The following is an 18,500-nucleotide window of genomic DNA, read 5'->3' on the forward strand; positions in this document are numbered from 1 at the left end:
TCCGAAGGAAGTCTCGCCATGACCGTCATCCGTCTCCCCCGCACCCTCGCCACGGTCGCGACCGTGGCCGCGCTCGCCCTCCCGTTGGCCGCCTGCGGCAGCGACGACAAGAAGGACGACTCCACCGCGAAGACGGCGGCCTCCGCGCCGGCCGTCGCCCCTTCCGCGCCGGCCGGCGCCCCCGGCACCACCACCTCGGCCGCCGCGCCCTTCGGCGCCGGATGTGCCGCGGTCCCGGCCACCGGCGCGGGCAGCTTCACCGGCATGGCCCAGGACCCGGTCGCCACCGCCGCCTCGCACAACCCCGTGTTGTCCACACTGGTGGCGGCGGTCAAGGCGGCCGGGCTCGTGGACACGCTCAACACCGCGCAGAACATCACGGTGTTCGCGCCGACCGACGACGCCTTCGCGAAGATCCCCAAGGACACCCTGGACAAGCTCCTCGCCGACAAGGACGCGCTGACCAAGGTGCTGACCTACCACGTGGTGGGACAACGCCTGGCCCCCGCCCGGTTGGCCGGCGGCTCGTTCGAGACGCTGGAGAAGCAGCCGCTGACCACCAAGGGCTCGGGTGACGCGTACACCGTCAACGACACCTCGAAGGTGGTCTGCGGCAACGTGCCGACCGCGAACGCGACCGTGTACCTCGTGGACACGGTGTTGATGCCGCCGGCCTCCTGAACGATCCACGCGCCCGCGCCGGGCGAGCCGGTGGACGGTCGGCCCCCGTGCGTGGGGGCGCGACCGTCCACCCGGGTGCCGTACACCGTCGGGCCTCTCCCTCCCAGGCCCGGGGGTGCCGGCCGCCGCGCCGGTCGAAACCGCCCCCATCGGTCGGCCACATCGACCTCGCGCCCCGAGTCGTGTCCGCAAACCCCCGTCGGCTTCGTCGGGGGCTTGCGGACCCGACCCGGTTCGTCGCCACCCACCACGTCACCCGGGCGAGCGAACCTCCCCGTCGAAGGTGAAGCCCCTGTCCAGCCCCCCGCGCCGGACAGTCGTCTTCTTCCCTCGCGGCAAATTCGCCGGCCGCTCGGTGTCCGTGGCGGGTGGGCGCTGATACCCGGGTACGTACACCCAGGCCGTCTCGTCGACCTCCTTGGCCCGCACGTGAACCTCCCCGTAGGCCGCGCTCTCCAGGCCGCCCCGCTCCGGGACGACCACCGCCTCGTGCCAGGGCCCGGACACGATCAGCGCCAGGCACGCACGCTCCGCGGCGGCCAACACCTCGCGCAGCGGGTCCGCGTTGACCAGCCGGCAGGCGGTGTTGATCGCACTGCCCGACCAGCCCCGGGTGTCCTGCACCACGTCCCCCGCGTGCAGCGAGACCCGCAGCCGGATCCGTGCCTCGTCGCTCGCGTGCCGGTCGTGGTTGCGCAACCCGGCGTGCAGGCGATCGATGAACAGGTCGGTCAGATCCTCCTTCGGCACGTTGGCCGGGATCAGCAGGATCGCCCCGTCACCGCGATCCTCGACCACGCACGCGTCCCAGGCGATGCCCGCCGATTCGAGGGCGGAGTGCAGCAGTTCGTACAGACGTCCCCGTACCCACTCCTGCGTCACGTCCGAGCGCCTGCCGAATCGCTCGACGTCGAGCACCAGGATCGACATGTATCGCGACTTGGCTCCCACGGAATCCCCCTATCGGGCCGTGCGCTCGCGCGCACCGCTCGCCACTCCCTGCCTCCTGCCCCTCAAGGAGTACTCCGGCGCCGGCCGCTTGTACGCGTCAGATGACACACAACGCGTTATCCGTCGGCCCATTCCCGTAAAGCGGGCGGATCGGACACCACGATGCTGCCGCGCCGGGTCTGCACCAGTGCCGATTCGTGCAGCACACGCAGCGCCCGGACCACCGATTCCCGGGAGATGCCGATCGCGTCCGCGAGTTCCTGCTGGGTGGTCCGGATCACACACGGACCCTCGGCTTGGCCCAGCGTACGATCGGCCAGCGCCCGGGCCACCCGCCGCCCGGTGGCCAGCGCGCCGTACTCGACCCGCCAGCGGTCCGACTCGCGGATCCGCAACACCGTGCGGATCAACACGGCGTACACCAACGGGGCGTTCGTGCTCAGCAGTTCGCGAAAGCGGGTCAGCGGCACGAGTACCGCCACCACCGGGCCGAGGGCGACCACCGTCGCCGACCGGCCGCGCCCGTCGATACACGCGAGTTCGCCCACCAGTTCACCCGGTCCGCGCACCGCGATGGTCACCGCCGACCCGTCCGAGGTGGCTCGTTCGATCTTGACCTGCCCGTGTTCGATCAGCACCACGTGGCGCGGGTGATCGCCCTCCATGAACAGCGCGTCACCCCGGTCGTAGCCCAACCGGCGGCCCGATTCCCGCAGCACGTCCCGGAGTTCCTTGGGCAACGCCCTGTCTTCCTCCGCCACACCCGCTCCTCCGTCGCCCGTGCCGCCAGAGCTTAATCACGCGTGTCGGGGTTGGGCAGGCGTTCGGCGATCCCGCCGAACCGGCCCAACCGACCGTGCGTCGCCCCGTGCGCGGCGCACGATCCGTCCCGCCGACCGGTCACCCCTTCGATGGATTTCCGACGGTTTCCCCACCGGTTTTCGCCCTCGCCGCCACGATCGGGGAGTGAATCGGCCCGTTCCCGGGGAGGGATACGGCTCCCGAACGAGGGTCGCGCCGGGGTCGCGAGCGCCGGGACCGACGAGTGGAACGGTGGACGATGGACGCACGAATGCTCTATACCCAGGTCGTCCAGGACCTGACCGAAGGCGCCACGAACCGGTTCGTGGACCGCGCCGAGGCCGGCCCGGTCGACGTCGAGGCGTTGCGCCGGATCGCGGGCGAGGAGTACCGGATCATCTCCAGTGACGGGCGCTCCTTCGCCCTCCTGGCGGCTCGCTTCCCGGACTCCGCGCCGCTGTTCCTGGCGCTCGCGAGCGGCGAGGCGCAGGCCCTGGAGTTGTTGACGCCGTACGCCGAGGCGGTCGGCATGGGCGCCGCCGAACTGCGCGGCCACCCGCCGGTCGCCGCCGCCCAGGGGTATCCGCATCACCTGGCCTGGCTGGCCCAGTTCGGCTCGCGGGCCGAGGTGGCGCTCGCCCTGTTGGTCAACTTCGGCTTCTGGGGCGGCTATTGCGGGCGCTTCGCGCGGGCGCTGCGCACCCACCACGAGTTGACCGAGGATCAGGTGGCCTTCTTCACCTTCTTCTCCGCATCGCCCCCGGGCTTCGAGGACGCGGCGCTGACCCTGTTGCAGACCGGCCTCGACGGGGGCGACGACCAGGAGGGCGCCAAGACCGCCGCCCGACTGATGCAGAGCTACGAACTGGCCTTCTGGGACGCCCTCCCGACGTCGTAGCCGAGCCGCACGGGGCCGCCCCTATCGGTCCTCCACCAGTCCCGCCCCCGCCGCGCCCTCGGACAGCACCGCGTCGACCACCGTCGACCGCGCCGTCTGCAGCAGCGCCCGGGTGTCGGCCGGCGTGCCCGGATCGGCGAGTGCCCGGTTCACGTCCAGGATCCGAAACGGCGGGCCGGGATGGGCGAACAGCGGCCGAAACCGCGCCTCGGTCACGCTCCACCGCCCCGTCGTGTCGCGCGTGAAGGTGAACATCCCGGCCGAGCTGTAGTTGCCGCGCGGCTTGTCCGGGAAGTTGGCCAGTTCGTCGCCCATGCCGTAGATCACCCAGGTGCCGTTGACCTTCTCGTACGCCTGCGGCACGTGGTTGTGGGTGCCGACGATCAGGTCGACGTCCTTGACCCCGTTGTCCGCCGAGGCGGTCAACTCCCGGGCGAGTGTCCGCTGTTGCTCGTCCGGCTCGCGCTGCCACTCGGTGCCCCAGTGCAGGCTGAGCAGGACCACCTCGGCGCCGGCCGCGCGGGCGGCCCGGGCCTGGGCGATGATCCGCTGCTTGTCGATCACGTTGACCGACCACGGCTTGCCCTCGGGCAGCGGGATCCCGTTGGTGTCGTAGGTCCAGGACAGGTGGGCGACCTTGACCCCCTTGACCTCCAGGATGGTCGGCGCGGCCTCCTCCTCGGTCCGCGCGCTGCCGGCGTGCCGCACGCCCGCCGCGTCCAGGGTGTCCAGGGTGCGCCGAACCCCGGCGAAGCCGCCGTCCAGCGTGTGGTTGGACGCGGTCGAGCAGCCGTCGTAGCCGGTGTCCGCCAGCGTCCCGGCGATCTGCGGCGGCGCGGCGAAGATCGGATACCCGGTGAACGGCCCCTCGGGCGGCCCGTACGGGGTCTCCATGTGGCACAACGCGAGGTCGGACCCCTGCACGAGCGGCCGGACGTCGGCGAAGATGCGGTGGAAGTCGTTCCCCGAACCGCCCGCGTCCTGCTGCGACTGGGCGATGATCGTCGGGTAGGCGAGTACGTCGCCCGTGGTGGTCAGGGTGAAGCTCATCGGTGGTTTCCCGGCCGGCCCGGTCCCCGGTGCCCCGGATCCGGACGACCCGCCCGCGGTCGCGCTCGGCGCCGCGATCGGGTCCCGGCGCGCGCTGCCCTCGGTGCGGTCCGCGTCCCAGACCAGGGTGATCAGCCCGCTGAGCAGGCCGACCACCACCAGCGCGACCCCGGCCCGGCGTCCGGTGCGTGCGGTGTCCCTCGTACGTGACGTATCCATGGCCCCGTGTTCCCCCCCGCGCGCGACCGCAGCCGAAGAGCGACCGTTCGGCCGAACACGCCGGAGGCGCTCAGAGCCGCCACACCTCGGGAAGGCCCGCCTGCGCACCCGCCGCCGAGTAGTCGTGGCCGACCTCGGTCAGCTCGGCCATCCGGGCCTGCCAGGCGACGTTGACCGGGAGTTCGGCCAGTTCCGTGAGCAGCCGAGAGTAGTCCTCGCAGTCGATCAGATGGAACAGCTCCGACCCGCTGCGCCAGATGCTCCACTCGCGCACCCCGGCCGCCCGGATGGCCGCGGTCAACTCCGCCGGCACCTCGCGGTGGGCCTGTTCGTACTCGTCCTCGTGTCCCGTCCGCAGCCGGGTGTGCAGTGCCACGCGCATGTCGGCGCCCTTCGAGTCCCGGATCGACGCCGGCGGCGGGTCGTGATGCGGACGGTTTCCCTCCGACCCGACACAACCTTGACATTGATCCGATCATTAAGTTTCAGTGGTCGAGTCAATCTTGCATATCGGCAGTATCAAGGCCAGGGCTCCGGAAAATCGAATCCCATTGGTCCGATGACTGAGTCGCGTGCAGACCTTTCCGTACCTCTGGAGTGACCTTCCGTGAAATTCCTGCGGGTCGGCGCCCCCGGCCTCGAACGCCCCGCCGTGCTCGGCCCGGACGGCGCGGTGCACGACCTGTCGTCGATCACCGCCGACCTCGACGGCGCGTTCCTCGCCGGTGACGGTATCGCCCGCGCCCGCGCGGCGCTCGCGGCCGGCGGGTTGCCCCCGATCGCCGAACCGGGCCGGATCGGCGCGGCCCTGGCCCGCCCGGGGAAGGTGGTGTGCGTCGGGCTGAACTACCTCGACCACGCGGCGGAGACCGGCGCCGAGGTGCCGGCCGAGCCGATCGTGTTCATGAAGGATCCCGGCACCGTGATCGGCCCCGACGACGAGGTCCTGATCCCCCGGGACAGCCACAAGACCGACTGGGAGGTGGAGCTCGCGGTGGTGATCGGCGCCCGGGCCCGCTACCTGGAGTCCGACGCCGAGGCCGAGGCCTGCATCGCGGGCTACACGATCAGCAACGACGTCTCCGAGCGCGAGTTCCAGTTGGAGCGCGGCGGGCAGTGGGACAAGGGCAAGTCCTGCGAGACGTTCAACCCGCTCGGCCCCTGGTTCGTCACCGCCGACGAGGTGGCCGACCCACAGGCACTGGACTTGCGGTTGTGGGTCAACGGGGTGATCCGGCAGGACGGTTCGACGGCGAAGATGATCTTCGGTGTGCGTCACCTGGTCCGCTACCTGAGTCGGTTCATGGTCCTGGAGCCCGGCGACGTGATCAACACCGGTACTCCCGCGGGCGTCGCCCTCGGCCTGCCGGGCACGCCCTACCTGCGCGCCGGCGACGTGGTCGAGGTGGAGATCAGCGGACCGGGCGGCTCGTTCGGTCGCCAGCGGCAGCGGATCGGACAGGCGTGAGCGAGGCCGCGCGGCGGATCGACGCGCACCACCACCTGTGGGACACCGACGCCCGCCCCGACGCGTACGGGTGGATGGACGGCCCGTGGGCCGACCCGCTGCGCGGCCGGTTCGGACCGGACGAACTGGCCCGGGCGGCGGGCCCGGTCGACACGGTCGCGGTCCAGGCGCGCACCGACACCGAGGAGACCCTGGAACTGCTCGCGATCGCCGCCGACCCGACCACCCCCGTGGCCGCCGTGGTCGGCTGGATCGACCTGACCGCCCCCGACCCGGCCGGGCGAGCGGCCGCGCTGCGGGCCGCGCCCGGCGGGGAACACCTGGTCGGCGTGCGGCACTTCGTCCAGGACGAGGCGGATCCGCAGTGGTTGTCGCGCCCCGACGTGACCCGCTCGCTGGCCGCGCTGGCCGCCGCGGGGCTCACCTACGATCTGCTGGTGCGGGAGCCGCAGTTGCCCGCCGCGGTACGGGTCGCGGAGCGCCATCCCGGGTTGTCCTTCGTGCTGGACCACCTCGGCAAACCCGCGATCGGCGCGGGCGCCTGGCAACCGTGGGCGGACACGATCGAGCGACTGGCCGCGCTGCCGAACGTCTCGGTCAAGCTGTCCGGCCTGGTCACCGAGGCGCACTGGCGGGACTGGACGACGGCCCGGATCCTCCCGTACGCCCGACACGCACTGGCCTGCTTCGGCCCGGAACGCACCATGTTCGGCTCGGACTGGCCGGTATGCACCCTTGCCGCGTCCTACGACACGGTGGTCTCGATCGCCGACCACGCGTGCGCCGAACTGTCCGACGCCGAGCGGGACCTGGTGTTCGGCACGACCGCCCGCCGGGTGTACGGCTTCTGACGACACGTCGGGGGCCACGGCCGTCGACGACACGTCGGGTCCGCCGCTTTCGACGGCGCATGGCACGGGGGGAGCCATGCGCCGTCGGGTGCGACACGAGTGTCGCCGCTACCGGCCGCAGGCCTCCAGGTACTTGTGCAGGATCAGCCTGGCCACCGCAGTGTGCGCGCCGATCGGCCCGGCCGCCGTGCAGCCGGCCTGTTCGGCGACCTCGGCGATCCGACCCGCCTCGACGTCCGGTCCGAGTATGTGCGGCGCGAGCGCTATCGACCCCGCGCCCATCTCGCGCAGCCGCTCGGCCGCGGCCACCACCGTCTTGGGATCGCCCAGGTCGGCGGTCATCACCGGCAGCGCCAGTCGGGCCGCGAGGAGCACACCGGTCACCTCGGCGGCGGCCACCGCCTCGGGGCCCCCGTCGGTGACCAGCACGATGCCCTCGGCGGCGGTGGCCACACTGAACAGTCGGGCCCGGTCGGCCCGGGCCAGACCCGCCTCGGACAGCCGCTCGTGCAGCACCTCGGCCAGCAACGGGTGCGGACCGAGCACGCCGCAGCGCTGAAACTCCCCCTCCGCGGCGGCGAGCGCGGCATCGGTACGGGCGGTGGCCGCGGCGTTCGGGCCGAGCAGGAGCGGGACGACGACCGCCGCCGGGGCACCGTGGAGGACGGCGGCCAGATCGGTGCCGTCCTCCTCTATCACCACCGGTCGGATGTCGAGACCGGGCAGATCGGCGCCGGCCAACAGCGCGACCTCGCCCACGAGGGCGAGCAGTTCGCCGTTCGCGGGTCCGGGCACGGCGAGAATCAACGGTTTGGCGGCCTCCGGGAGTTCATGGGAATCGGGCCGACGGTGCCGTCCGCCCTGACGGGGTTGCGGCACCCGGGTGGGCAGACCTGGGGTGCGGGCGGGCAGCGGGGACGCTGCGTCCGAGGAGGAGCTCATGGGACCGGATTTTATGGAATCCGGCCAAAGCCTTCACAGCCGGACGCCAAGAGCAACAGGACTGTTACGGCCATGATCACCGGTACTGCGTGCGCTCGGCCCGGATCCGGGTGCCCAATTGCGGATAGTCCACGACCAATCCGTCGCGGTCCACGGACAGATCACTGGCGAAGTCGCCCGATTCGTACCGCACCCGCGCCCCGTCGGGGGTCGTCTCCAGGTGCGTGTACGTCTGCGCGGACGGGTGCACCACCAGGTCCGGCACGGCCACGAAGGCCATCAGGAACCGGTGCCTGCCCGGCCCCTCGTGCAACCCGTGGCGCCGGATCGGCATCGTGTTGGTCAGCGGGGACAGGCCCAGGTCGCAGTCCAGCGCGTCGGCCAGGTCCGGGCGCGGGACGCCGTCCACCGTCCAGCCCTCGGCCGTGCGCCGCAGGTCCACTCGCCTGGTCTCGCCCGCACCCTGCGCGACCACCCGCAACCGGGTGGTCACGTACTCCTCCGCCGTCTCCAACTGGTAGGTGAGCCGATAGGACCGGGGCGACGTGCCCAGGGCCTCACCCCGCGCGCTCAGCCGGGACGCGCCCAACTCGACCCACGAGGTCTCCTGCCCGCCGCTCTCGGTCACCTGCCACGTCAGTACGCGCTCATCCGTCACGTGTGCATCGGTACCCCGAATCGGCCACCCGCACCAACGCTTTTCCCGGACCCGCACACGACTCGCACACCGCCGACCCCCTCCCGTTCAGCCCGCCGCGGCGGCCGCGGTCGCCAACAGCTCGGGCAGCGTCCCGGCGAACGAGGGGGCCAGTCGGGCCGCGACCACCCGGGGTTCGATGCCCTCGCCCAGGTATTCGCGGAGGTACGCGAGCATGCGCTCTCGCTGTGCGCCGACCAACGACGCGTCGGGGCCGTACCGCTGGATCCGGTCGTAGACGTCCAGTGCCTTCCCGGCGGGCACCAGGCCGGAGAACACCTGCTCGGCCAGTCCCGGAATCTTCGCCGACTCGACGCGCAGCCGACGCGCCTCGTTCGTGTACACGTGGTCCTGCCCGGTCGCGGAACACCACCGGCCGCGGACCGGCCAGCGGGCCCGCAGGACGGTGCCGTCGTCGGCGGCGGCGAGTATCTCCGCCGGGCATCCGGGGAACGCGCTCAGCGTGCGCGCCGTCGCGCCGTCCAACGGCTCCTCGGCGTGCGCCGCCAGGAGCACGGGCCACCCCGTCCGCGGATGGCCCGGGGCACCGACCCGAAAGCCCAGCGGCTCCCGGCGCACCACCCGAAGGGCACGCTTGTCGAACGCCCGACGACACTCCTCCCGCATCCGCGTCCGGCCCGCGTCCCCCTGCGCGCACATCGCCCGCAACTTCGCGGCCACGCCCGGCCGCAGCGGCAGGTCGTCGATCAGCCGCTCCGCCTCCGCCGGCCCGTGCCGGTCCCACAGGCCGAGCAGCGCGCCGAGCAGCACACCGCGCTGCACCGGCGACACGAACGGCTCGTGCTGTTCGTTCCGGTAGCGGTTGTGGAACAGCGGGCGCAGCGCCGCGATCCCGCCGCGCTCCCACGTCTCGACCGCCTCGGACACCACCACGGTCGAGTGCCGCACCCGCAACAGCGCGGCACGCACCAGGGACGGGTCGCCGGACCACACCGCGGGCCGCCGGTAGCGCACGTTGTCCGACCGGAGCACCCGCGCCACCGTGGTCGGATCGAGCGGGACCGTGCCCGCGGCGGCCATGATCAGGTTCCGCTCGCGGTCGCCCACCCGGGAGTTGGCGTAGACGACGGCGTTCAACCCGGGTTCGCCCAGCTCGATCAGCGCGTCGAACACCTCGGCGCGCGGGTATTCGGCGGCGGCCAGCGTCCGGCGCTGTCGGGCGGTCGCGCGGCGCACCGTCTCGGCGACCACCTCGACGGGCAACACGGCGCCGAAGTGCACCAGGTCGAGCAGGGTACGCGGGCGCAGATGCGCCACCAGCGCGGCCAGGTGCTCGGGGTGGGCGCTCAGCAGCAGTTGCCGCCACTCGACGGCGATCGCGGCCGGCGGCGCGGGAATCGCCTCGCGGCCGCCCGCTCCGGCACCCGCCGCCTCGATGGTCTCGGCGACCGTGCCCCGCGCGTTCGGCAGCAGCGCGAGCAGCCGCGACCAGGCACGCGGGTCGGCGCCCAGGTGCCGGTCGAGCAGCGCGGTGGTCTCGGCCATCGGGCGCAGATAGGACAGTTCGTCGTGGGAGCCGCAATGGCGCAGGAAGCGCAACACCGCGACGGCCGGTCGCGCCTGGGCGAACACCTCGGCGGTGACCCGCTCGTGCGGGTTGCGCGCCGCGACCTTCATCAGGTCCGTGCCGGATCCGTGTCGGATCACCGAGCGGACCAGTGCGACCGGAAGGCCGCGCGTCTTGTTCAGGTGCGGGGCGTAGGTGCCGCGCACCCGGGCGAACACCTCGCCCTCGGCGTTGTCCAGCGCGGCCAGCAGCGCGAACGCGGCGGGGTATTCCATCTCGAAGGCCCTCTCGGGGTCGTGGCCCACCCGGCGGCGGCCGGTACCGGGCACGGTCAGGTACGGGCGGCGCCGGCCGCGGTGGTGACCAGTTCGGTCAGGCTGCCCTCGAAGTCCGGCAGCAGCCGCAGCGCGACCACGGCGAACGGCACACGATCCGCGGGGGCGACCCGACCCGCCATCAGGGCCCGGAAACGCTCCCGGAGTTCGCGGGCGGCGCGGGCGTCGGGGGCGATCGCCTCGCAACGGCCGAGGAGTTCGGCGGCGGCCGCCGCGCGCGGACGGGTCAGCACCTCGGCGAGCGGCACCCGCCCGGTCGCCAACTCGGTCGCGATCGTCTGCTCCTCGGGGGTGCGCCGGTGCACGCCGCGCGGATCGGTCCAGGTCACCGGCGTCGGCCAACGACCGGGTCGAGAGCGGTACGGGGCGCGCGGCACGGCCTCGGCGGCGCGGCGCAGTTCGGCCGGGCACCCGTCCTGGTCCAGCAGCAGCGCCAGCGCCCGGTCGCCGAACGGATTGCGTCGGTGGGCCCGGCGGATCTCGGCCCAGTCCACGACGGGTGTCTCGATCATCGGCCAGCCGACGCCCGGCAGGTGGCCGCGCAGCCGCCGGGCGAGTCGGCGGGTGCCACCGGCGGCGGCGACCTCGGCCCGCATCCGGTCGAGCGGGTCCGGCCCGGCGAGCAGTTCGCGACAGCGGGCGGCCAGGGGCTCCGGCAGACCCAGGTCGGTCACCAGGTCCAGGGCGGCGCGCGGTCCGGCGCGTTCGCCCAGTCGCAGCAGCGTGATCAGCAGCACCAGTCGGTAGCGCGGGGCCCGGAACGGCTGCGCCTGCCGCCCGGTCGGCATCGGCACCACGTGGTGGGTGTACGGGCGCAGTCCCTCCACGCCGCGTTCCTGCCAGATCGCCAGGCACTCGGACAGGGGCAGGCCCAGCGCGCCGCGCCGCAGCAGCGCGGAGCGCACCAGGAGCGGGTCGCCGGACCACAGCGCGGGCAGCCGGATCGTGATCGCCCAGTCGCGGCACACCCGTTCCGCCACGGTCGGGTGCAGCGGGGTCGCCGAGGCCATGATCCGGGCCCGGATCGCCGGGCCGGTGCGCGGGTTGAGGTAGACCGCCGCGTTCAGCGCCGAGTCGCCGAGGTCGATCAGCGCGCCCGCCACCTCGGGGCGGGCCCGCCTGGCCCGGGCCAGCGCGAGCCGTTGGGCCGGCGTCGCCCGGGCGATCAGCTCGGTCAGGACGGCCGGCGGCACCTCGGCGCCGAACCGCAGCAGGTCGCGCACGGTGTGCGGGCGCAGCGCGGGCAAAAGTTCGGCCAACAGTTCCGACGGCGCGAGCAGCAACAACTGGCGGAATTCGGCGCGCAGATCCGCCGGGACGCGCAGGTCGGCCGCCTCCTCGCCGGCCCCCGCCGCCTCGATCGCCGCGCCCAGGGAGGTCGCGCAGGTCGGCAACGCGGCCAGCAGTCGGCCCCAGGCGGCGGTCGAGTCGCCGAGGTGATGCTCCATCAACTCGCCGAGTCCGCGCGTGACTTCGGTGTACGCGCGGGGATTCTTCGGGGCCAGTGCGCGCAACGCGCGCAGCGCCGGCAGGGCCGGGCCGGTGTAGAGCTCGGCGAGCGCGCCGCGCGGCAGCCCCAGGTTGCCGGCGATCGCGAACAGCGCCGCCTCGTCCGCCCGGCGCAGCGCGTCGTGCACCAGGGCCGGCGGCAGCGTCTCGGTCTCCCGGAGGGCCGCCGGCATCTCCTCCCGCATCCGTGCGAAGATCGATCCGTCGACATCGTTCAATTCGGCCAGCAGCGCGATGATGGCGGTCTTCGACACTCGTGCACCCTCCGTGGCGTCCTCACCAGGAAGCTACGGGGTCCGGCCGACAACCACTCGGCCGAGGTGCACCCCGGCGCCGAAGCGCGCGAAGTGCCCTCCCCTCGGTTCGACGGTCCCCGGTTCAGTCGCTCGTCGTGGCGCACTGCCCCCGGTCGACGCGCACCGGTCCGGCCGCCGACGGGCGGATGTCGACGTCGAAGATCTCCGTCGGCAGGTACAGCGTCGCGCAGGCGTTCGGGATGTCCACCACGCCGGAGAACCGGCCCTCGATCGGCGCCGCGCCCAGGATGAGATACGCCTGCTCGGGCGTGTAGCCGAACTTGGTCAGATAGGTGATCGCGTTCAGGCAGGCCCGCCGATACGCCAACGTCGAGTCCAGGTAGCGCTGTTCGCCGTCCTCGGTGACCGAGAACCCGGTGAAGGTCAGGTACTCGCCGTACTGCGGCGCCGAGCGTCCGGGCATGAAGATCGGGTTGGTGGTCACCCCGTAGGTCTCCATGCCGCCCTTGATCACGTCCACGCGCAGGTCGATGAAGCCGCCCATCTCGATCGCGCCGCAGAAGGTGATCTCGCCGTCGCCCTGGCAGAAGTGCAGGTCGCCCACGGAGAGTTTGGCGCCGTCGACGAACACCGGGTAGAAGATCCGGGAGCCCGCGGTCAGGTTCTTGATGTCCTGGTTGCCGCCGTTCTCGCGCGGCGGCGCGGTACGCGCGGCCTCCCGGGCGGCCTCGGCGGCGCGGGCGGCGTCCATCGAGCCGAGCACGGCGGCGATCGGCTCGGGCGGCAGGGAGAGCGGCGGCACCCGGTTCGGGTCGGTCGCGCGCAGCGCGCCCTCGCGGGCGTTCCACTCGGCGAGCAGTCGGGCCGAGGGGGCGGTGCCCATCAGGCCGGGGTGGATCATGCCGGTCAGTTCGACCCCGGGGACGTGCCGGGAGGTGGCGCGTTGCCCGTGGAAGTCCCAGACCGCCTTGTACGCGCCGGGGAAGTGGTCGGTGAGGAAGCCGCCGCCGTTCTCCCTCGCGAACAGGCCGGTGTAGCCCCAGCCCTGGCCGGCCACCGGGCCGGTCACCGCGAAGGTGTCGTCCTGCGGGCAGGCGCCGACGTCGAGGATGTCCACGATCAGCAGGTCGCCCGGACGCGCGCCCTCGACCCCGATCGGGCCGCTGAGCTGGTGCACCATGGTCAGGTCGGCGTCGCGCACGTCGTCGGCGCTGTCGTTGTCGCCGATCGTGCCGTCGAACCACTCGCGACACTCGATCCGGAACTCGGCTCCGGGCTTGACCACGGTCACCGGCGGCACGTCCGGGTGCCATCGGTTGTGGCCGAGCGTCTTCTGCTCCCGGAAGGGGCGGGACTGGTCGACACCGAACACGATCTCGGGCATGTGACTCCTCGAAGCCTCTTGGTGACGGCGGCCGTTGACGGGGGGTCAGGGCCGGGGTAGTCGGGCGTGCCGGGGGTCGCCGGAGGCGCGTACTCCGGGTCGGGGTGGTGGGCCCGAGGTGACGGTGGGGGCGTGGGCCGAGCGCTCCTCGGCGGCGGCCGCGCGGATCCGGACGCCGTTGCCGGCCAGTCGGGGTGCGGTCCACACCCGCCGACCGGGCTCCGCGCAGGCGGGACATCGTTCGCTCGGGCCGGCCTCGCCCAGCGGTCGGGTCAGCTCGAAGTCACCGCAGTCCGCGCATCGGTACACGTAGGTCGCCACGATCGCCTCCTCGCCTGGTCACCGGGTCTGCCGGAAGCACAGCACAGCGCCGGGCAAAAGGAAACGGACGACACGCGGATCGCACCTGACGCATGGTCAATTCATCGGCTCCGTGGTTCCATCGCGCTGTCGATCACCAGTCGGTCACCACCTTCGGAGGTCCCGTGGCGGAACAAGTCGCCCTCGTCGTGGGTGCGACCGGCCTCGGCGAGGCCATCGCACACCGGCTCGTCGCGGACGGCCGCGACCTGATCCTGTGCGACCGGGAGGAGGCGGGGACGTCGGGTCGGCTCGCCGAGACCGCCGCCGCCACGGGTGCGCGCGTGGTCACGGCTCGGGTCCCCCTGGACACCCCGGACACCTTCCGCGACGCCCTCCCCGACCTGCTGCGGCAAGCCGGCCACGACGCGCTCGACGCGCTCGTGTACACCATGCCGCCCGACGACGCGTTCACCCCGCGCCCGCTCGCGGCGTTGACCGACGACCAGTGGCGGCGGCTGGCCGAGGACCCGGTCCGGCACGGCCTGACGGTGCTTCAGGCGGCCCGCGAACCGCTGGCCCCGCGCCGGGGCCGGTTCGTCCTGGTGGTGCCCGCGATCGCCCTCGAAGGCGCCGCCGACCTGGTCCCGCTCGCCACCGCCGCCGAGACGCTGCGCGCGTTGGCCAAGTCGGCCGCGCGCCGCTGGGCGGCGGACGGGATCACCGTCAACCTCGTCACCCCCGACGTGTTCGCCTACGGCGCCGAGCACCTGCGCGGCACCGACGTGGACCGGGGCGAGGCGGTGCTGCCCGGCCCGACCACGCCGGCCGACGTCGCGGACGCGGTGGCGCTGCTGCTCGACCCGGCCGCGGCCCGGCTGACCGGCACCACCCTGATCGTCGACGGAGGAGCGCTGATGACGCCGTGACCGAACACGTGGCCCTGGTGACGGGTGCGGCGGCGGGCCTCGGCAGGGGCATCGCCCTGGCCCTGGCGGCGGCCGGCTCCACCGTCGTGGTGACCGCGCGCCGACTCGCGGCCGGGGCGGAGGTCGCGGACGAGATCGCCGCGCGCGGCGGCACCGCGTGGGCGACCACGTGCGACGTCACCTCGGCGGAGTCGGTCCGGGCCGCGATCGAGGCGACCGCGGCCCGCTTCGGCCGGCTGGACGCGGTGGTGCACAACGCCACCTCGCGGCGCTCCGGTGAACCGGTGGACCTGGAGCACGCGGACCCGGCGCTGTGGCGCGAGCACGCCGACGTCTCGCTCACCGGCTCGTTCACCGTCGCCCGCGCCGCGTACCCGCTGCTGCGCGCCACCGAGGGCGCGCTGTTGCTGCTCACCTCCCCGGCCGGGATGCGCGGCAGCGCGAACCTGTCCTTCTACGCGGGCGTCAAGGGCGCCCAGCGCGGCTTCGTCAAGGCGCTGGCCCGCGAGTGGGGCCCCACCGGTGTCCGGGTCAACGGGCTGGCGCCCCTGGCCGTGACACCCGCGCTGGCCGGCGCGTTCGAGGCGGATCCGACCATGGAGGGGCGAATCGCGGACAAGGTGCCGATGCGCCGGGTCGGCGATCCGGAGACCGACATCGGGGCGCCCGCGGTGTTCCTGTGCGGGCCCGCCTCCCGCTACGTCACCGGCCAGACCCTGATCGTCAACGGGGGGCGGGACACCTTCCTGTGAGCCGGGCCGGGCATCGATCCCGACCAAATCCCCTCAAGCGTCCCGTACTTAGCACACGGCGCGCTTTCCCGACAAGGGCGAACACCGTGTGGTAACCGGTCGATCACGCGTCTAACCTGACGGGGTTGCCGAGCGGAACGAGGGGGCGCCCGTTCCATGTCCAGCACCGCAGCAGGCTCGATCGCACACCGTCCGTCGCGGGTCCGGCCCCGGCTGCCCGCCTCCACGCCCGGCCGATTGGTCGCGCTGGCGCTGCTGTTGGTGCTCGCGCTGATCCCGGTGTGCACGCTGTCCGTGCTGATAGCGGACCGCTCCCGGGCGACCACGGCGGAGTTGCGCGACCGGCGGATCCCGGCGGCGCTGGCCCTCGACCAGGCCGCCGCCGCGCTGACCGAGGCCGACCGGGCGACGGCGACGAGCCTGGTGTCGGGCGCGTTCTCGTTGACCGGTCCGGGGCAGGACTACCAGGACGCGGTCAAGCGGGCGAACCAGTACCTCACCGTGGCCGTCGACCTGCACCGCGACGACCCGGGCGCCCGCGCGCGGTTGACCGGGGTCAACGCGCTGATGGTCGAGTACACGATCATGGTCGGCCTGGCCCAGACCGGCGGCGACGGGCCGCTGTCCCTGGCCAACGTGTTCTACGCGTCCGATCTGCGGCGGACGATAGTCACCGGGCTCTACGACCAGCGTCGGACCGACCTGGCGGAGATCCGGGCGGCCCGCTCGACCTGGTGGGTCGGTACGTACGTGGCGGTCCCGTTCGGCGCGACCGCGTTCCTGGCCGTGCTGCTCCTGCTGTTCGCGCACGGATACCTGCGCCGCCGCTTCCGCCGCCGCACCAGCCCGCCGCTGCTGCTCGGCGCCGCCGCGCTGGCCGCGCTGATCGCCTGGACCGTGCTGCACGCGCAGAGCACCCACGACCGGCTGGCCGAGGCGGCCGGGCGCGGGGTCACCGGGCAGTCCGCGCTGTGGCAGGCGCGTACCGCGGTCCACGAGGTGGTCGGCAGCACCGCCCTGGACCTCGCCTCGGGCGGGGTGGCGCGGACGAGCGACGTCAAGGCCGGACTCACCCTGCGGGACCTGGCCGAGCCGCTGCCGTCGGTGGGCGACATCGAGGCGGTGCGTACCGGCGCCGACCCCAGGTTCGGCGGCCTGATCGCCACCGCGCTGGCCCAGGACCGGTCGGTGCCGCTGCGGGCGGCGGGCGCGCGGGCGCTGACCGCGCTCGGCGCGCTGCGCGAGGCGGGCGAGCGGGCCCGGGCCGAGGCGCCGCGCGGGGGCACCCGGGACGGCGGCGCCGGGGCGGCCATGGTGACCGACCGGTCCCCGGAGCACATGTCCGGCGCGGCGGACGACGCGGAGGCGGCGTTGACCGACGCGCTGATCGCCGGCCGACGGGAGGCCGACGCGGCGCTGGCCGAGGCGGCCGACGACGGCGGGCTGACCGTGGGCGGCCCGGTGGTGTGCGCGGCCGTGCTGGCCCTCGCCCTGGCCGGGGTCCTGGCGCGCCGATTCGAGTACGGGAGGCTTCGGTGATCACTGGCGGCGGGCCGCGAGCGGCCCTCGGCGCGCTGCTCCTGATCGGGGCGGCGCTGACTCCGGTGGCGTGCACCACCGCGCCGCCGGCGCGGGTCGTGAACGTACTGGGCACGTGGGAGGACGCCGAGCAGCGGGCCTTCGAGAACGTGGTGGCGCCGTTCGAGCAGGAGACCGGGATCGACGTGCGCTACAAGGGAACCCGGGACGTGGCGGCGGTGGTGGCCGCTCGGGTGGAGGAGGGCGATCCGCCGGAGATCGCGGTACTCAGTTCGCCGGGCGATCTGCTGCACTACGCCAAGACGAACAAACTCGCGCCGCTGGACGGGGTGCACCCGGGATACGCGCCCGAGTGGCTGGCACCGGGGCAGGTGAACGGCCGGCAGATGGCGGTGGTGCTCAAGGCCGCGCTCAAGAGCACGATCTGGTACAACCGGGCCAAACTCGACTCGGTCCACGAACCGGTGCCCACCACATGGGCGCAACTGAAGGCCACCACGGCCAAGTTGCGGGCCGCGGGCACGACTCCCTGGTGCATGGGGCTGGCCTCCAGCACCACTTCCGGCTGGCCCGGCACCGACTGGGTCGAGGATCTGGTGCTGGCCCGCTCCGGGCCGGACATCTACGACGCCTGGGTGCGCGGGCGGATGTCCTGGCAGGCGACGGAGATCAGGTCGGCCTGGCAGAGTTGGGGGGAGTTGCTGAACCAGGACACCGTCCAGGGCGGGCCGATCAACGTCCTGCTGACCGGCTTCGACAAGTCGGCGCAGGTGCTCGACGCCCGCGGCGGTTGCGCGTTCGATCATCAGGGCTCGTTCGTGGCCGGCACCTACGCGGCGCGCACTCCGGCCGGCGCGACCCCCGGCTACGACACGTTCGCCTTCCCCGGGTTCGACACGCCTCCCACGCGCGAGGTCGCGGGCGACGTCGCGGCGATGTTCCACCCGACCCAGGCGGCCCGAGACCTGCTCAACTACCTGACGGGCACCCGGGCGCAGTCGTTGTGGGTCGAGTCGGGCACCGCGCTGTCCCCGGACCGCAACGTGCCGCCGAACGCCTATCGGGACGAGGTGACCAGGCGGCTCGGCACCGCGCTGTCGGGGGCGCGGTCGATCCGCTTCGACGGGTCGGACCTGATGCCCACCACGATGCGCAGCGCGTTCCAACGGGCGGTGTCGGCCTACGTGTCGGATCCGTCGGCGCTGGACCGCATCCTCGACGACCTCGATCGGGTGCAGGCCACCGCGTATTGATCGGGTCGGAGATCGGTCGGTTCCGGGAGGGACGCGGCGGGCCCGCCCCGGCCGGGCCCGCCTCGTCTCGAAGTGTTCGCCACGCTCCCTGGCGAACACCTGCAATCTTGGCCCCTCGACCGGCTACTCATGCGTATCCGAGGCGAAGTTCTTGAG

The 18,500-nt window shown here is 73.2% G+C and carries 18 protein-coding genes; 8 read left to right on the forward strand and 10 right to left on the reverse strand.

Annotation, left to right across the window (positions count from 1 at the left end; all coding sequences use genetic code 11):
• The first annotated feature begins 18 nt into the window (after positions 1-18).
• On the forward strand, positions 19-681 hold the full coding sequence (locus EMA17_RS14110) for a fasciclin domain-containing protein (RefSeq protein ID WP_126637337.1): 663 nt from the start codon (positions 19-21) through the stop codon (positions 679-681).
• Positions 682-933: 252 nt separating this feature from the next.
• Here the strand turns inward: EMA17_RS14110 and EMA17_RS14115 are convergent, their stop codons facing one another.
• Together EMA17_RS14115 and EMA17_RS14120 are read right to left on the reverse strand one after the other, a co-directional pair.
• On the reverse strand, positions 934-1,632 hold the full coding sequence (locus EMA17_RS14115) for a hypothetical protein (RefSeq protein ID WP_126637338.1): 699 nt from the start codon (positions 1,630-1,632) through the stop codon (positions 934-936).
• 116 nt (positions 1,633-1,748) lie between these two features.
• Positions 1,749-2,393, reverse strand: coding sequence for a Crp/Fnr family transcriptional regulator (locus EMA17_RS14120; protein ID WP_126637339.1), 645 nt, complete (start codon positions 2,391-2,393; stop codon positions 1,749-1,751).
• Positions 2,394-2,692: 299 nt separating this feature from the next.
• Between EMA17_RS14120 and EMA17_RS14125 the strand changes: the two genes are divergently transcribed.
• Entirely contained in the window at positions 2,693-3,331 is a 639-nt protein-coding gene (locus tag EMA17_RS14125; RefSeq protein ID WP_126637340.1) for a TenA family protein, read from the forward strand.
• A 21-nt stretch (positions 3,332-3,352) separates the two neighbouring features.
• Here EMA17_RS14125 and EMA17_RS14130 read toward each other — a convergent pair whose 3' ends face one another.
• Together EMA17_RS14130 and EMA17_RS14135 are read right to left on the reverse strand one after the other, a co-directional pair.
• Positions 3,353-4,600 carry a CapA family protein gene (locus EMA17_RS14130; RefSeq protein ID WP_126637341.1) on the reverse strand — a complete coding sequence of 416 codons (1,248 nt, stop codon included), beginning with the start codon at positions 4,598-4,600 and terminating at the stop codon, positions 3,353-3,355.
• 70 nt (positions 4,601-4,670) lie between these two features.
• Positions 4,671-4,982: an L-rhamnose mutarotase gene (locus EMA17_RS14135; protein WP_126637342.1), complete on the reverse strand. Its 312-nt coding sequence runs from the start codon at positions 4,980-4,982 to the stop codon at positions 4,671-4,673.
• Positions 4,983-5,207: 225 nt separating this feature from the next.
• On the opposite strand from EMA17_RS14135, the gene EMA17_RS14140 reads away from it, so the two are divergent.
• Positions 5,208-6,068: a fumarylacetoacetate hydrolase family protein gene (locus tag EMA17_RS14140; RefSeq protein ID WP_126637343.1), complete on the forward strand. Its 861-nt coding sequence runs from the start codon at positions 5,208-5,210 to the stop codon at positions 6,066-6,068.
• Positions 6,065-6,919, forward strand: coding sequence for an amidohydrolase family protein (locus tag EMA17_RS14145; protein WP_126637344.1), 855 nt, complete (start codon positions 6,065-6,067; stop codon positions 6,917-6,919). Before EMA17_RS14140 ends, EMA17_RS14145 begins: the two co-directional genes overlap by 4 nt.
• Before the next feature lie 108 nt (positions 6,920-7,027).
• Here the strand turns inward: EMA17_RS14145 and EMA17_RS14150 are convergent, their stop codons facing one another.
• From EMA17_RS14150 to EMA17_RS14175, 6 genes are all read right to left on the reverse strand, one after another.
• A complete protein-coding gene (locus EMA17_RS14150) occupies positions 7,028-7,861 on the reverse strand; it encodes a sirohydrochlorin chelatase (protein WP_126637345.1) in 834 nt (277 codons plus the stop codon).
• Positions 7,862-7,937: 76 nt separating this feature from the next.
• Positions 7,938-8,519 carry a putative glycolipid-binding domain-containing protein gene (locus tag EMA17_RS14155; protein WP_126637346.1) on the reverse strand — a complete coding sequence of 194 codons (582 nt, stop codon included), beginning with the start codon at positions 8,517-8,519 and terminating at the stop codon, positions 7,938-7,940.
• A gap of 87 nt (positions 8,520-8,606) precedes the next feature.
• Positions 8,607-10,361: a hypothetical protein gene (locus EMA17_RS14160; protein ID WP_126637347.1), complete on the reverse strand. Its 1,755-nt coding sequence runs from the start codon at positions 10,359-10,361 to the stop codon at positions 8,607-8,609.
• Positions 10,362-10,417: 56 nt separating this feature from the next.
• Positions 10,418-12,184, reverse strand: a complete 1,767-nt coding sequence (locus EMA17_RS14165) for a hypothetical protein (RefSeq protein ID WP_126637348.1) — start codon at positions 12,182-12,184, stop codon at positions 10,418-10,420.
• A gap of 124 nt (positions 12,185-12,308) precedes the next feature.
• On the reverse strand, positions 12,309-13,571 hold the full coding sequence (gene fmdA, locus EMA17_RS14170; protein WP_126637349.1) for a formamidase: 1,263 nt from the start codon (positions 13,569-13,571) through the stop codon (positions 12,309-12,311).
• Positions 13,572-13,616: 45 nt separating this feature from the next.
• Positions 13,617-13,892, reverse strand: coding sequence for an FmdB family zinc ribbon protein (locus tag EMA17_RS14175; RefSeq protein ID WP_126637350.1), 276 nt, complete (start codon positions 13,890-13,892; stop codon positions 13,617-13,619).
• A 164-nt stretch (positions 13,893-14,056) separates the two neighbouring features.
• On the opposite strand from EMA17_RS14175, the gene EMA17_RS14180 reads away from it, so the two are divergent.
• The 4 genes from EMA17_RS14180 to EMA17_RS14195 all read left to right on the forward strand — a co-directional run bounded on the left by EMA17_RS14180 (position 14,057) and on the right by EMA17_RS14195 (position 18,344).
• Positions 14,057-14,800 carry an SDR family NAD(P)-dependent oxidoreductase gene (locus EMA17_RS14180; RefSeq protein WP_160161400.1) on the forward strand — a complete coding sequence of 248 codons (744 nt, stop codon included), beginning with the start codon at positions 14,057-14,059 and terminating at the stop codon, positions 14,798-14,800.
• Positions 14,797-15,552, forward strand: a complete 756-nt coding sequence (locus EMA17_RS14185; RefSeq protein WP_218042822.1) for an SDR family NAD(P)-dependent oxidoreductase — start codon at positions 14,797-14,799, stop codon at positions 15,550-15,552. Before EMA17_RS14180 ends, EMA17_RS14185 begins: the two co-directional genes overlap by 4 nt.
• Before the next feature lie 156 nt (positions 15,553-15,708).
• A complete protein-coding gene (locus tag EMA17_RS14190) occupies positions 15,709-17,091 on the forward strand; it encodes a GlnX family signal transduction membrane protein (protein WP_126637352.1) in 1,383 nt (460 codons plus the stop codon).
• Complete coding sequence (locus EMA17_RS14195) at positions 17,088-18,344, forward strand: ABC transporter substrate-binding protein (RefSeq protein ID WP_160161401.1); 1,257 nt, start codon at positions 17,088-17,090, stop codon at positions 18,342-18,344. Before EMA17_RS14190 ends, EMA17_RS14195 begins: the two co-directional genes overlap by 4 nt.
• Positions 18,345-18,500: the final 156 nt, after the last annotated feature.

Source organism: Embleya hyalina, from assembly GCF_003967355.1.
GTDB lineage: Bacteria > Actinomycetota > Actinomycetes > Streptomycetales > Streptomycetaceae > Embleya > Embleya hyalina.